12 protein-coding genes are annotated in these 12,902 nt (G+C 60.9%); all 12 read left to right on the top strand.

Annotated features, from left to right (window positions below; translation table 11 throughout):
* The first annotated feature begins 5 nt into the window (after positions 1 to 5).
* The 12 genes from R2669_RS07275 (at position 6) to R2669_RS07220 (ending at position 12,893) form a co-directional block, all read left to right on the top strand.
* Complete coding sequence (locus R2669_RS07275; protein WP_004630808.1) at positions 6 to 488, top strand: NuoB/complex I 20 kDa subunit family protein; 483 nt, start codon at positions 6 to 8, stop codon at positions 486 to 488.
* 1 nt (position 489) lies between these two features.
* On the top strand, positions 490 to 1,092 hold the full coding sequence (locus R2669_RS07270; protein WP_316899426.1) for an NADH-quinone oxidoreductase subunit C: 603 nt from the start codon (positions 490 to 492) through the stop codon (positions 1,090 to 1,092).
* Between the two features lie 13 nt (positions 1,093 to 1,105).
* On the top strand, positions 1,106 to 2,359 hold the full coding sequence (locus tag R2669_RS07265; RefSeq protein WP_316899424.1) for an NADH-quinone oxidoreductase subunit D: 1,254 nt from the start codon (positions 1,106 to 1,108) through the stop codon (positions 2,357 to 2,359).
* Positions 2,360 to 2,473: 114 nt separating this feature from the next.
* On the top strand, positions 2,474 to 2,977 hold the full coding sequence (gene nuoE / locus R2669_RS07260) for an NADH-quinone oxidoreductase subunit NuoE (RefSeq protein ID WP_045206189.1): 504 nt from the start codon (positions 2,474 to 2,476) through the stop codon (positions 2,975 to 2,977).
* On the top strand, positions 2,978 to 4,273 hold the full coding sequence (nuoF, locus tag R2669_RS07255; protein ID WP_065858872.1) for an NADH-quinone oxidoreductase subunit NuoF: 1,296 nt from the start codon (positions 2,978 to 2,980) through the stop codon (positions 4,271 to 4,273).
* Between the two features lie 12 nt (positions 4,274 to 4,285).
* The gene (nuoG, locus tag R2669_RS07250) at positions 4,286 to 6,637 is read left to right on the top strand and encodes an NADH-quinone oxidoreductase subunit NuoG (protein WP_316899422.1); all 2,352 of its coding nucleotides are present in this window, start codon (positions 4,286 to 4,288) and stop codon (positions 6,635 to 6,637) included.
* 8 nt (positions 6,638 to 6,645) lie between these two features.
* Complete coding sequence (nuoH, locus tag R2669_RS07245) at positions 6,646 to 7,710, top strand: NADH-quinone oxidoreductase subunit NuoH (protein WP_009241059.1); 1,065 nt, start codon at positions 6,646 to 6,648, stop codon at positions 7,708 to 7,710.
* 20 nt (positions 7,711 to 7,730) lie between these two features.
* A complete protein-coding gene (gene nuoI / locus R2669_RS07240; protein ID WP_003261939.1) occupies positions 7,731 to 8,222 on the top strand; it encodes an NADH-quinone oxidoreductase subunit NuoI in 492 nt (163 codons plus the stop codon).
* Positions 8,223 to 8,374: 152 nt separating this feature from the next.
* Positions 8,375 to 9,007: an NADH-quinone oxidoreductase subunit J gene (locus tag R2669_RS07235; RefSeq protein ID WP_027681035.1), complete on the top strand. Its 633-nt coding sequence runs from the start codon at positions 8,375 to 8,377 to the stop codon at positions 9,005 to 9,007.
* Positions 9,008 to 9,024: 17 nt separating this feature from the next.
* Positions 9,025 to 9,336 carry an NADH-quinone oxidoreductase subunit NuoK gene (nuoK, locus tag R2669_RS07230; protein WP_004630788.1) on the top strand — a complete coding sequence of 104 codons (312 nt, stop codon included), beginning with the start codon at positions 9,025 to 9,027 and terminating at the stop codon, positions 9,334 to 9,336.
* Between the two features lie 29 nt (positions 9,337 to 9,365).
* Positions 9,366 to 11,414: an NADH-quinone oxidoreductase subunit L gene (nuoL, locus tag R2669_RS07225; RefSeq protein WP_316899420.1), complete on the top strand. Its 2,049-nt coding sequence runs from the start codon at positions 9,366 to 9,368 to the stop codon at positions 11,412 to 11,414.
* 12 nt (positions 11,415 to 11,426) lie between these two features.
* Positions 11,427 to 12,893: an NADH-quinone oxidoreductase subunit M gene (locus R2669_RS07220; RefSeq protein WP_316873299.1), complete on the top strand. Its 1,467-nt coding sequence runs from the start codon at positions 11,427 to 11,429 to the stop codon at positions 12,891 to 12,893.
* Positions 12,894 to 12,902: the final 9 nt, after the last annotated feature.

Below are 12,902 nucleotides of genomic sequence, written 5' to 3'. Positions count from 1 at the left end.
GTGAAATGGCGATCGAAGGCGTACTCAACGAAGGCTTTGTCACGACAACCGCTGACAAGCTGATCAACTGGACCCGTACTGGGTCCCTGTGGCCGATGACGTTCGGCCTGGCGTGCTGCGCGGTGGAAATGATGCACGCAGGCGCATCCCGTTACGACCTGGACCGTTTCGGCGTGGTGTTCCGTCCGTCGCCGCGTCAGTCCGACGTGATGATCGTGGCCGGCACGCTGTGCAACAAGATGGCGCCGGCGCTGCGTAAGGTGTACGACCAGATGGCCGAGCCTCGCTGGGTCATCTCGATGGGTTCGTGCGCGAACGGCGGCGGCTACTACCACTACTCGTATTCTGTCGTTCGCGGCTGTGATCGCATCGTGCCGGTCGACGTGTACGTCCCGGGCTGCCCGCCGACGGCGGAAGCGCTGATCTACGGCATCATCCAGTTGCAGGCCAAGATCCGTCGCACCAACACCATCGCGCGCAAGGCCTGACATGACCGACAAGCTTGCTACCTTGAAGGCCGCGCTGGAAAAAGCGCTGGGTAATCGCGTTCAAAGGCTGACCGAGTCGATCGGTGAACTCACTCTCGTAGTGAAGGCTGCCGATTACTACGACGTCATGCACACGCTGCGCGACGATGCCTCGCTCAAATTCGAGCAACTGATCGACCTGTGTGGCGTCGATTATGCCGACTACGGCGACGGCGCCTGGAACGGCCCGCGTTTTGCCGCTGTGTCGCATCTGCTCTCGATCACGCACAACTGGCGCGTTCGCGTGCGCGTGTTCGCGCCGGACGACGACCTGCCCGTGGTGTCGTCAGTGACCACGATCTGGAATTCCGCCGATTGGTACGAGCGGGAAGCCTTCGACTTGTACGGACTCGTTTTCGAAGGCCATCCGGATCTGCGCCGCATCCTGACCGACTACGGCTTCATTGGCCATCCGTTCCGCAAGGACTTCCCCGTGTCGGGTTACGTTGAAATGCGCTATGACCCGGTGCAGCGCCGCGTGGTCTACCAGCCGGTAACCATCGAGCCGCGCGAGATTACGCCGCGTGTGATCCGCGAGGATCAATACGGTGGTCTGAAGCACTGAAGGGCGCCCGATCATGGCAGATATCAAGAACTACACCCTGAACTTCGGTCCGCAACACCCGGCCGCACACGGCGTGCTGCGCCTTGTGCTGGAGCTGGACGGCGAAGTCATTCAACGTGCCGACCCGCACATCGGTCTGCTGCATCGCGCGACGGAAAAGCTCGCCGAACAGAAGACCTGGATTCAAAGCGTGCCGTACATGGACCGTCTCGACTACGTGTCGATGATGGTCAACGAGCACGCCTACGTGATGGCAATCGAGCGGCTGCTGGGTCTCGAGGTGCCGCTGCGTGCTCAGTACATCCGCGTCATGTTCGACGAGATCACGCGGATCATGAACCACCTGATGTGGATCGGTTCGCACGCGTTGGACGTGGGTGCCATGGCGGTGTTCCTGTACGCCTTCCGTGAGCGCGAAGATCTGTTCGATATGTACGAGGCGGTGTCGGGTGCGCGCATGCACGCAGCCTACTACCGTCCGGGCGGCGTGTATCGCGACCTGCCCGACACGATGCCGCAATACAAGGCATCCAAGGTGCGCAACGAGAAGGCACTGGCTGCGCTGAATGAAGCGCGTTCGGGTTCGCTGCTGGACTTCATCGAAGACTTCACCAACCGCTTCCCGACGTACGTTGACGAATACGAAACGCTGCTGACGGACAACCGGATTTGGAAGCAGCGCCTGGTTGGCATCGGCGTGGTGAGCCCGGAGCGCGCACTGAACAAGGGCTTCTCCGGCGCGATGCTGCGCGGTTCGGGCATCGAATGGGATGTGCGCAAGAAGCAGCCCTACGAAGTGTACGACCGCATCGATTTCGACATCCCGGTTGGCGTGAACGGCGATTGCTACGACCGTTATCTGGTGCGCGTGGAAGAAATGCGCCAGAGCAATCGCATCATTCGTCAGTGCATCGAATGGCTGCGCAAAAATCCAGGCCCGGTGATCACCGATAACCACAAGGTGGCGCCGCCGTCGCGCGTGGACATGAAGACCAACATGGAAGAGCTGATTCACCACTTCAAGCTCTTCACCGAAGGTATGCATGTGCCAGAAGGCGAGGCGTATGCCGCCGTTGAGCACCCGAAGGGCGAATTCGGCATCTATGCCATCTCCGACGGCGCCAACAAGCCGTACCGTCTGAAGATCCGCGCTCCGGGCTTCGTTCATCTGGCCGCGCTCGACGAAATGGCGAAGGGTCACATGATTGCCGATGCGGTGACGATCATCGGTACGCAAGACATCGTGTTTGGCGAGATCGATCGCTGAACCCGCAGGAAACAACGGTTTGACGCGCAGGCAAGCGCGGCTGTGAAACGAGGACGCACGCCGGGGTAAGCAGTCAGGTAATACGCCCCGCGTCCCGCACCAATCGCAACGAACATGCTATCAGCAGAAGCTCTCAAGGAAATCGACCGCGCGGTCGCGAAATATCCCGCCGACCAGAAGCAGTCCGCCGTGATGGCGGCGCTGGCGGTCGCGCAGAGCGAGAAAGGCTGGGTCTCGCCCGAAGTCATGCAGTTCGTGGCCGAGTACCTCGAAATGCCGCCGGTGTGGGTCGAGGAAGTGGCGACGTTCTACAACATGTACGACACCAAGCCGGTCGGCCGATTCAAGCTGTCGGTGTGCACGAACTTGCCGTGCGCGCTGTCCGGCGGCGAACGTGCTGCCGACTACCTGAAGAAGAAGCTGGGCATCGGTTTCAACGAGACCACGGCCGACGGCAACTTCACGCTGAAGGAAGGCGAGTGCATGGGCGCGTGCGGTGATGCACCGGTCATGATCGTCAACAACACCCACATGTGCAGCTTCATGAGCAACGAGAAGCTCGACGCGCTGATCGCCGACCTCCAGTCGAAGGCGCCGACCACCGGAGCAGGCAAGTAAATGACCTCCCTGCACGATCGACATATCCAGCCGTTGATTCTCGCCGGTCTGAACGGCGACAACTGGCACCTCGAAGATTACGTCAAGCGTGGCGGCTATCAACAGCTCAAGCGCATCCTTACCGAGAAGATCACCCCCGAGCAAGTCATTGCCGACGTGAAAGCCTCGGGCCTCCGCGGCCGTGGCGGTGCAGGCTTCCCCACCGGCCTGAAGTGGAGCTTCATGCCGCGCCAGTTCCCGGGCCAGAAATACCTGGTCTGCAACACGGATGAAGGCGAGCCGGGCACGTTCAAGGATCGCGACATCATCCGTTACAACCCGCACGCGCTGATCGAAGGTATGGCCATCGGCGGCTACGCGATGGGCATCACCGTGGGGTACAACTACATCCACGGCGAGATCTGGAACGAATACAAGATCTTCGAACAGGCACTGGAAGAGGCGCGCGCTGCGGGCTTCCTCGGTGACAACATCCTGGGCTCCGGCTTCAACTTTCAGCTGCATGCGCACCATGGCTATGGCGCGTACATCTGCGGTGAAGAAACCGCACTGCTCGAGTCGCTGGAAGGCAAGAAGGGCCAGCCGCGTTTCAAGCCGCCGTTCCCGGCGAGCTTTGGCCTGTACGGCAAGCCGACCACCATCAATAACACCGAAACCTTTGCCGCGGTGCCGTTCCTGCTGGCCATCGGTCCGGATAACTACTTGAAGATGGGCAAGCCGAACAACGGCGGCTCGAAGATCTTCTCTGTGTCCGGCGACGTGGAGCGTCCGGGCAACTACGAGATTCCGCTCGGTACGCCGTTCTCCAAGCTGCTGGAGCTCGCCGGCGGCATGCGCGGTGGCAAGAAGCTCAAGGCTGTGATCCCGGGTGGATCGTCGGCGCCGGTGGTGCCGGCTGATCTGATGATGGCCTCCGACATGGACTACGACTCGATCGCCAAGGCGGGTTCGATGCTCGGCTCGGGCGCCGTCATCGTGATGGACGAAACGCGCTGCATGGTGAAGTCGCTGCTGCGTCTGTCGTATTTCTATTACGAAGAGTCGTGCGGCCAGTGCACGCCGTGCCGTGAGGGCACCGGCTGGCTGTACCGCGTCGTCGATCGCATCGAGCACGGCAAGGGCCGCCAGGAAGATCTGGACCTGCTGAACAACGTGGCTGAAAACATCATGGGCCGGACCATTTGCGCGCTCGGCGATGCCGCCGCGATGCCGGTCCGCGGCATGCTCAAGCACTACTGGGACGAGTTCGCGTATCACGTCGAACACAAGCAGTGCATGGTGCCCACCTACATTTAAGCGTGGCAGAACATGGTTGAAATCGAAATCGATGGCAAGAAGGTCGAGGTTGCTGAAGGCAGCCTGGTGATGGAGGCGGCTCGCCAGACGGGCACCTACATTCCTCACTTCTGCTATCACCGCAAACTGTCTGTCGCGGCCAACTGCCGGATGTGCCTGGTCGAGGTCGAGAAGGCGCCCAAGGCGCTGCCGGCCTGCGCCACGCCCGTCACCGCGGGCATGAAGGTCTTCACGAATTCCGAGAAGGCGGTGAAGGCGCAGAAGTCCGTGATGGAGTTTCTGCTGATCAACCACCCGCTGGATTGCCCGATCTGTGATCAGGGCGGCGAGTGCCAGCTGCAGGACTTGGCCGTGGGCTACGGCAAGTCTGAATCGCGCTACCAGGAAGAAAAGCGTGTGGTGTTCCACAAGAATGTGGGCCCGCTGATCTCCATGGAAGAGATGACGCGCTGCATTCACTGCACGCGTTGCGTTCGCTTCGGTCAGGAAATTGCCGGCGTGATGGAGCTGGGCATGCTCAACCGGGGCGAGCATTCCGAAATCACGACGTTCGTCGGTCAGACTGTTGACTCCGAGTTGTCGGGCAACATGATCGATCTGTGCCCCGTTGGCGCGCTGACCAGCAAGCCGTTCCGCTATTCGGCCCGTACGTGGGAACTGGCACGCCGCAAGTCGGTGTCGCCGCACGACGGCCTGGGCGCCAACGTGATCGTCCAGACGAAGAATCAGCGCGTGATGCGCGTTCTGCCGCTGGACAACGAAGCCATCAACGAATGCTGGCTGTCCGATAAGGACCGTTTCGCCTATGAAGGCGTGAACAGCGACGACCGCCTGACCCAGCCGATGCTCAAGCAAGGCGGTCAGTGGAAGGCGGTCGACTGGACCACCGCGCTGGAATACGTGGCCAACGGCCTCAATGAGATCAAGCGTGATCACGGTGCCGAGCAGATCGGTGCACTGGCAAGCCCGCACAGCACGCTGGAAGAACTCTTCCTGTTGCAAAAGCTGGTGCGCGGCATTGGCAGCAACAACGTCGATTTCCGTCTGCGTCAGTCCGATTTCTCGGTCAAGCCGACGGGCGCTCCGTGGCTCGGCATGCCGATCGCCGACGTGTCGCTGCTGCAGCGTACGCTGATCGTAGGCTCTTTCCTGCGCAAGGATCACCCGCTGCTGGCCGCGCGTCTGCGTCAGGCAGGCAAGAAGGGTGCGCAACTGAGCGTGATTGGCGCAGGTGGCGAAGATTTGCTGATGCCTGCTACGCAGTTGCTGGGCGCGCCGTCGCAATGGCTGTCGCTGCTGTCGCAAGTTGCCGTGGCGGTGGCGGCTGCCAACAACGTTGCCCGCCCAGGTGGCACCGATAGCATCGAAGCCGGTGACGTTGCCAAGCGCATCGCTGCGAGCCTTGCGTCGGGAGAGCGTAAGGCTGTGTTCCTCGGTAACGCTGCTGTGGCGCATCCGCAGTTCTCGCAACTGCATGCGCTGGCCCAGTGGGTGGCGCAGCAGACCGGCGCGACGCTGGGTTTCCTGACGGAAGCGGCCAACACCGTGGGCGGCTACATTGCCGGTGCGTTGCCGCAAGGCAATGGTCTGGACGCCGCCGCCATGCTGGCGCAACCGCGTCGCGCTTACGTGCTGCTGGGCGCTGAGCCGGAATTCGATACTGCGAACCCCGTGCAGGCACGTGCCGCACTGGACCAGGCTGACACCGTGATCGTGCTCGCTCCGTTTGCTTCCCGCGCTGCACTCGAGTACGCAGATGTGCTGCTGCCGACGGCTCCGTTCACGGAAACCTCGGGCACGTTCATCAACTGCGAAGGCCTGCCACAAAGCTTCAACGGCGTTGTGCGCGGCCTGGGCGATTCGCGTCCCGCCTGGAAGGTTCTGCGCGTGCTGGGCAACCTGCTGAACGTCTCGGGCTTTGAATACGACAGCTCAGAAGTCGTGCGCGACGAAGTGCTGGCCAAGCCGGTCAGCGAGCGTTTGTCGAACGCGACGACCGCACAGACCGCCGCGCCTGCTGCCGCTGCGGCAGGCATCGAACGTCTGGCCGATGTGCCGATCTACCACGCCGACCCGATCGTGCGTCGTGCGGGCTCCCTGCAACTGACGGCTGCAGCACGCGCCGCAGTGCGCGCTGGCGTGCCGGCAGATCTCTATGCACAGTTGGGCTTGGTCAATGGTGATGCCGTGCGCGTGACGCAAGGGCAGACCAGTGTGGTGCTGCCGGCTGTGCTGGACAAGTCGCTGGCTTCCGGCGTGATCCGTGTGCCCGCCGCGACCGAGGCGTCGGCGCAGCTGGGTGCCATGTTCGGTGCGGTAAGCGTTGAGAAGGTTGAATCGTCCGCGCTGGCGGCTACGGTGTAAGGGTCAACATGATCGAGTCGATTACTTCTTTCGGTACTGCCACCTTCGGTGGGTGGTGGCCGCTGATCTGGACGCTGGTCCGTGCGGTCTGCATCATTCTGCCGCTGCTGCTGTGTGTGGCTTACCTGATCCTGTGGGAGCGCAAGCTCATCGGCTGGATGCACGTGCGTCTGGGCCCGAATCGCGTGGGCCCGATGGGTCTGCTGCAGCCGATTGCCGACGTGCTCAAGCTGCTGCTCAAGGAAGTCATGGTGCCGAGCGCGGTCAGCCGTGGCATGTACATCATCGCGCCGCTGATGGTGCTCATGCCCGCCGTGGCGATCTGGGCGGTGATTCCGTTCCAGGCCGAGGCGATGGTGTCGAACATCAACGCCGGCCTGCTGTATGTCATGGCGATCAGCTCTGTCGGCGTGTACGGCGTGATTCTGGCGGGCTGGGCTTCGAACTCGAAGTACGCGTTCCTCGGTGCGATGCGTGCCTCGGCACAGATGATTTCGTACGAAATCGCGATGGGCTTCGCGCTTGTGACGGTGCTGATGGTGACGGGCAGCCTGAACCTGTCGGACATCGTCAACTCGCAGAACCGCGGTTTCTTTGCGGGTCACGGCATCAACATTCTCTCGTGGAACTGGCTGCCGCTGCTGCCGATGTTCGGCGTCTACTTCATCTCGGGCGTGGCTGAAACGAACCGCCATCCGTTTGACGTGGTGGAAGGTGAATCCGAAATCGTGGCCGGCCACATGATCGAGTACTCGGGCATGGCGTTCGCGCTGTTCTTCCTGGCCGAGTACATCAATATGATTGTGATCTCGGCGCTGACCGCAACGCTGTTCCTGGGCGGCTGGGCTTCGCCGATCGACGCACCGGTGCTGAACTGGATTCCGGGCTTCTTCTGGCTGCTGATCAAGGTTTTCCTGCTGCTGTCGGTCTTTATCTGGCTGCGCGCATCGTTCCCGCGTTATCGCTATGACCAGATCATGCGTCTGGGCTGGAAGATCTTCATTCCGCTCACTGTGGGCTGGCTTGTCGTCGTCGCCATCTGGTTGGTGTCGCCGTGGAACATCTGGAAGTAACGGGACAATAGGAAGGCACCATGTTGCTTGCCATCAAGGAATTCTTTAACAGCCTGCTCCTGAAGGAACTCTTCAAGGGCCTGGCGCTGACTGGGCGCTACCTGTTTGCGCGCAAGATCACTGTTCTCTTTCCGGAAGAGAAGACGCCGCTGTCGCCGCGTTTCCGCGGTCTGCATGCACTGCGTCGCTATCCGAACGGCGAAGAACGCTGCATCGCTTGCAAACTGTGCGAAGCCGTGTGCCCGGCCCTGGCCATTACGATCGAGTCGGATCAGCGCGACGACGGCACCCGCCGCACCACGCGCTATGACATCGACCTGACCAAGTGCATTTTCTGCGGCTTCTGTGAAGAGGCTTGCCCGGTGGACGCCATCGTCGAAACGCACATCCTGGAATACCACGGTGAAAAGCGCGGCGACCTGTATTTCACCAAAGACATGCTGCTGGCCGTGGGTGATCGCTTCGAGCCGGAAATTGCGGCCAACAAGGCGGCCGACGCAAAGTACCGCTGATTCAAGACGTCCGCCGTGCAGTTGGAGTTGGCGGGCGTTGCAGTTGACATCCCGGTTGGACAACGGCTCTTCGAGAGCCAACCAGTTGCGGTGGCGTCAGGCCATCGCGGCTTCGGACAAGCGCGTGCCGCAAAACGGCCCGTGCCAGGATCATGGAAATCACGACGATCATCTTCTACTGTTTCGCGCTCGTGCTGGTGCTCGCAGCGCTGAAGGTCATCACCGCGAAGAACCCGGTGCACGCGGCGCTGTTCCTCGTGCTCTCGTTCTTCACCGCGGCGGCGATCTGGATGCTGCTCAAGGCGGAGTTCCTCGCCATCACGCTGGTGCTGGTCTACGTTGGGGCAGTGATGGTGCTGTTCCTGTTCGTGGTGATGATGATCGATATCGACATCGAACACCTGCGACGCGATTTCTGGACCTATGTGCCGATGGCAGCCTTCGTCGGCGTGGTCATCATCCTGGAAATGGCGGTCGTCTTGACCAAGACCTTCATGGGCCGCGTGCAGCCCGTGCAGGAGCTGCCGAAGGGCTTTACCGGCCCGAACACGCAAGCGCTCGGGAAGCTCATCTACACCGATTACATCTATGCCTTTGAAGTGGCCGGCGCGGTGCTGCTGCTGGCGATTGTCGCCGCCGTGGCCCTGACCGCTCGCCGTCGCAAGGACACCAAGGCACAGAACGTGTCCGATCAAATCCGCGTGAAGCGCAAGGACCGCGTGCGTCTGGTCTCGATGCCGGCGGAAAAGTCGGCTGGCGCAGCTTCGGCTGAATCCAAGAGCTGAGCCCCGGGAGAACCCATATGTCTTCGCTATCCCTTGCCCATTACCTCGTGCTCGGCGCGGTGCTGTTTGCCATCAGCATCGTCGGCATCTTCCTGAACCGCAAGAACGTCATCGTGCTACTGATGGCCATCGAGCTGATGCTGCTGGCGGTCAACCTGAACTTCGTCGCGTTCTCCCACTACTTGGGCGATCTGGCGGGACAGGTGTTCGTGTTTTTCATCCTGACGGTGGCCGCGGCGGAATCCGCGATTGGTCTCGCCATCCTGGTGGTGCTGTTCCGTAATCTGGACACCATCAACGTCGACGATCTGGACAGCCTCAAGGGCTGACCTCCGCATCCACCTATAAGAAGCGTTCCATGGCTACCACGCTCAATCCCAACCTGCTGCTGGCGATTCCGCTCGCGCCGCTGGCCGGCGCAGCGATCGCCGGGCTGTTCGGCACCAAGTTCTTTGGCGAGAAGATCGGCCGCACGGCATCCCACAGCGTCACCATCCTCGGTGTTGCGATCGCCTTCATCCTGTCGGCGCTGACGTTGTCCGACGTCATCAATGGTGCCGGCTACAACGGCACCGTCTATGAGTGGATGACGGTCGGCTCGCTGAAGATGGAAGTCGGCTTCCTCATCGATTCGCTCACGGCGATGATGATGTGCGTGGTGACCTTTGTCTCGCTGATGGTGCACATCTACACCATCGGCTACATGGCGGAAGACGACGGTTACAACCGTTTCTTCGCGTACATCTCGCTGTTCACGTTCTCGATGTTGATGCTCGTGATGAGCAACAACTTCCTGCAGCTGTTCTTCGGCTGGGAAGCGGTGGGTCTGGTGTCGTACCTGCTGATCGGCTTCTGGTTCAAGCGTCCGACGGCCATCTACGCCAACATGAAGGCGTTCCTGGTCAACCGCGTGGGCGACTTTGGGTTCGTGCTCGGTATCGGCCTGCTGCTGGCGTACAGCGGTAGCCTGAGCTACGCCGACGTGTTCGCCGCCCGCGACAACCTGGCCACGATCGGCTTTCCGGGCACGGACTGGCACATGCTGACGGTGGCCTGCATCTGCCTGTTCATCGGCGCAATGGGTAAATCCGCGCAATTCCCGCTGCACGTGTGGCTGCCGGATTCGATGGAAGGCCCGACCCCGATTTCCGCACTGATTCACGCGGCCACAATGGTGACGGCCGGTATCTTCATGGTCGCACGCATGTCGCCGCTATTCGAGCTGTCGGACACCGCGCTGTCGTTCGTGCTGATCATCGGCGCCATCACCGCGCTGTTCATGGGCTTCCTGGGCATCATCCAGACCGACATCAAGCGTGTGGTGGCGTACTCCACGCTGTCTCAGCTGGGCTATATGACCGTCGCGCTGGGCGCATCGGCCTACCAAGTGGCCGTGTTCCACCTGATGACACACGCCTTCTTTAAGGCACTGCTGTTCCTGGGTGCCGGCTCGGTCATCATCGGCATGCACCACGATCAGGACATGCGCAATATGGGCGGCCTTCGCAAGTACATGCCAATCACGTGGCTGACGTCGCTGGTGGGTTCCTTGGCGCTGATTGGCACGCCGTTCTTCTCGGGCTTCTATTCCAAGGACTCGATCATCGAAGCGGTGCGTGAATCGCACCTGCCGGGCGCGGGCTTCGCTTACTGGGCCGTGCTGGCGGGCGTGTTCGTGACCGCGTTCTACTCGTTCCGCATGTACTTCCTGGTGTTCCATGGCGAAGAGCGTTTCGGCAAGGCCCACGACCATCATGAAGAGGAAGAGGGTGATCACGACCATCACCATGGTCTCGCGCCCGGTCAAAAACCGCACGAGTCGCCGTGGGTGGTGACGGTGCCGCTGGTGCTGTTGGCGATCCCGTCGGTCATCATCGGTGCAATGGCGATCCAGCCGATGCTGTTCGGCGAGTTCTTTAAGCACGGTGTGGTGTTCTCGGAAGTCATCTTCAACAGCGAAAACCATGAAGCCATGAAGGTGCTGGCCGAAGACTTCCACGGCTGGGTGGCGATGGCTCTGCACGGCTTCACGTCGGCACCGTTCATTCTGTTGGTGTCGGGTGTCGTGCTGTCGTGGTTCTTCTACTTGAAGCGTCCGGATATTCCGGCGGCGATCGCCAAGCGCTTCTCCGGCGTCTACAAGCTGCTGGACAACAAGTACTACATGGACAAGATCAACGAGATCGTCTTTGCCAACGGTGCGGTCAAGTTCGGCCGCGGCCTGTGGAAGGGCGGCGATCAAGGTGTGATCGACGGTGTTGTCGTGAACGGCAGCGCGCGTCTGGTGGGCTGGTTCGCGACGGTCGTGCGCCTGCTCCAGTCCGGCTTCATCTATGACTATGCGTTCGCGATGATCATCGGCACGGTTGGGTTGCTGACGTATTTCGTGTTCCTGGCAGGCAAATAAGGGATTACAAAAATGGTTCTGTCTTTTGCGATCTGGCTGCCGATCTTCTTCGGCGTGCTGGTGCTGGCCTCGGGCTCAGACCGCAATCCCGGTTATGTCCGCTGGATGTCGCTGATCGGCTCGCTGATCAGCTTTGTGATGACGTTGCCGCTGATCACGCGTTTCGACAAGACGACGGCTGCCATGCAGTTCGTCGAGAAGTCGTCGTGGATCGAGCGCTTCCACATCAGCTACTACTTGGGTGTCGACGGCATCTCGATGTGGTTCGTGGTGCTGACCGCGTTCATCACTGTCATCGTCGTCATCGCCGCCTGGGAAGTGATTACCGAGCGCGTGGCGCAGTACATGGCTGCGTTCCTGATTCTCTCGGGTCTGATGATCGGCGTGTTTGCGTCGCTCGACGGTCTGCTGTTCTACGTGTTCTTCGAAGCCACGCTGATCCCGATGTACATCATCATCGGCGTGTGGGGCGGCCCGAACCGCGTCTACGCAGCATTCAAGTTCTTCCTCTACACGCTGCTGGGCTCTTTGCTGACGCTGGTTGCGCTGCTGTACCTGTACTTCCACAGCGGCACGTTTGAAATCCTGCAGTGGCATCAGGTCAAGCTGTCGATGAACGAGCAGATCCTGATCTTCCTGGCGTTCTTCATGGCCTTTGCCGTGAAGGTGCCGATGTGGCCGGTGCACACCTGGCTGCCGGATGCTCACGTGGAAGCGCCGACCGGTGGTTCGGTGGTGCTGGCTGCCATCATGCTGAAGCTGGGTGCCTACGGTTTCCTGCGGTTCTCGCTGCCGATCGCGCCGGATGCCAGCCACAGCCTGTCCGCATTCATCATCGCGATCTCGCTGGTTGCCGTGATCTACATCGGTCTGGTGGCGCTCGTGCAGGCCGACATGAAGAAGCTGGTGGCGTATTCGTCGATCGCGCACATGGGCTTCGTCACGCTGGGCTTCTTCATCTTCAACGAGATCGGTGTGGAGGGCGCTATCGTCCAGATGATCTCGCACGGCTTCATCTCGGGCGCAATGTTCCTGTGCATTGGCGTGTTGTATGACCGCGTGCACTCGCGTCAGATCGCCGATTACGGCGGTGTGGTGAACACGATGCCGAAGTTCGCGGCGCTGTCGGTCTTCTTTGCGATGGCAAACTGCGGCCTCCCGGCAACCTCGGGTTTCGTCGGAGAGTTCATGGTGATCCTCGGCTCCGTCAAGTTCAACTTCTGGATCGGTCTGCTTGCTGCCACGGCGCTGATCTTTGGCGCAGCGTATTCGCTGTGGATGGTCAAGCGCGTGATCTTCGGTGATGTGACCCACAAGCACGTGGCTGAGTTGAAGGACCTGAATTGCCGTGAGTTCTTCATGCTGGGCGTGCTCGCGATCGCCACCCTGTACATGGGCCTGTATCCGAAACCGTTCACCGATGTCATGCATGCGTCCGTGGTCAATCTGCTGACCCACGTGGCTCAGTCGAAGCTGTAAGCAGCGAGA

The organism is Ralstonia edaphi, assembly GCF_958350185.1.
Taxonomy (GTDB): domain Bacteria; phylum Pseudomonadota; class Gammaproteobacteria; order Burkholderiales; family Burkholderiaceae; genus Ralstonia; species Ralstonia edaphi.
The sequence above is the reverse complement of the archived record's forward strand: the minus strand, read 5'-3'. Positions and strand labels throughout refer to the sequence as shown.

What these genes read in the sequence shown, in the direction of transcription:
- R2669_RS07275 (WP_004630808.1), top strand. Translation starts at nt 6, where the DNA reads ATGGCGATCGAAGGCGTACTCAACGAAGGCTTTGTCACGACAACCGCT.
- R2669_RS07270 (WP_316899426.1), top strand. Translation starts at nt 490, where the DNA reads ATGACCGACAAGCTTGCTACCTTGAAGGCCGCGCTGGAAAAAGCGCTG.
- R2669_RS07265 (WP_316899424.1), top strand. Translation starts at nt 1,106, where the DNA reads ATGGCAGATATCAAGAACTACACCCTGAACTTCGGTCCGCAACACCCG.
- nuoE (WP_045206189.1), top strand. Translation starts at nt 2,474, where the DNA reads ATGCTATCAGCAGAAGCTCTCAAGGAAATCGACCGCGCGGTCGCGAAA.
- nuoF (WP_065858872.1), top strand. Translation starts at nt 2,978, where the DNA reads ATGACCTCCCTGCACGATCGACATATCCAGCCGTTGATTCTCGCCGGT.
- nuoG (WP_316899422.1), top strand. Translation starts at nt 4,286, where the DNA reads ATGGTTGAAATCGAAATCGATGGCAAGAAGGTCGAGGTTGCTGAAGGC.
- nuoH (WP_009241059.1), top strand. Translation starts at nt 6,646, where the DNA reads ATGATCGAGTCGATTACTTCTTTCGGTACTGCCACCTTCGGTGGGTGG.
- nuoI (WP_003261939.1), top strand. Translation starts at nt 7,731, where the DNA reads ATGTTGCTTGCCATCAAGGAATTCTTTAACAGCCTGCTCCTGAAGGAA.
- R2669_RS07235 (WP_027681035.1), top strand. Translation starts at nt 8,375, where the DNA reads ATGGAAATCACGACGATCATCTTCTACTGTTTCGCGCTCGTGCTGGTG.
- nuoK (WP_004630788.1), top strand. Translation starts at nt 9,025, where the DNA reads ATGTCTTCGCTATCCCTTGCCCATTACCTCGTGCTCGGCGCGGTGCTG.
- nuoL (WP_316899420.1), top strand. Translation starts at nt 9,366, where the DNA reads ATGGCTACCACGCTCAATCCCAACCTGCTGCTGGCGATTCCGCTCGCG.
- R2669_RS07220 (WP_316873299.1), top strand. Translation starts at nt 11,427, where the DNA reads ATGGTTCTGTCTTTTGCGATCTGGCTGCCGATCTTCTTCGGCGTGCTG.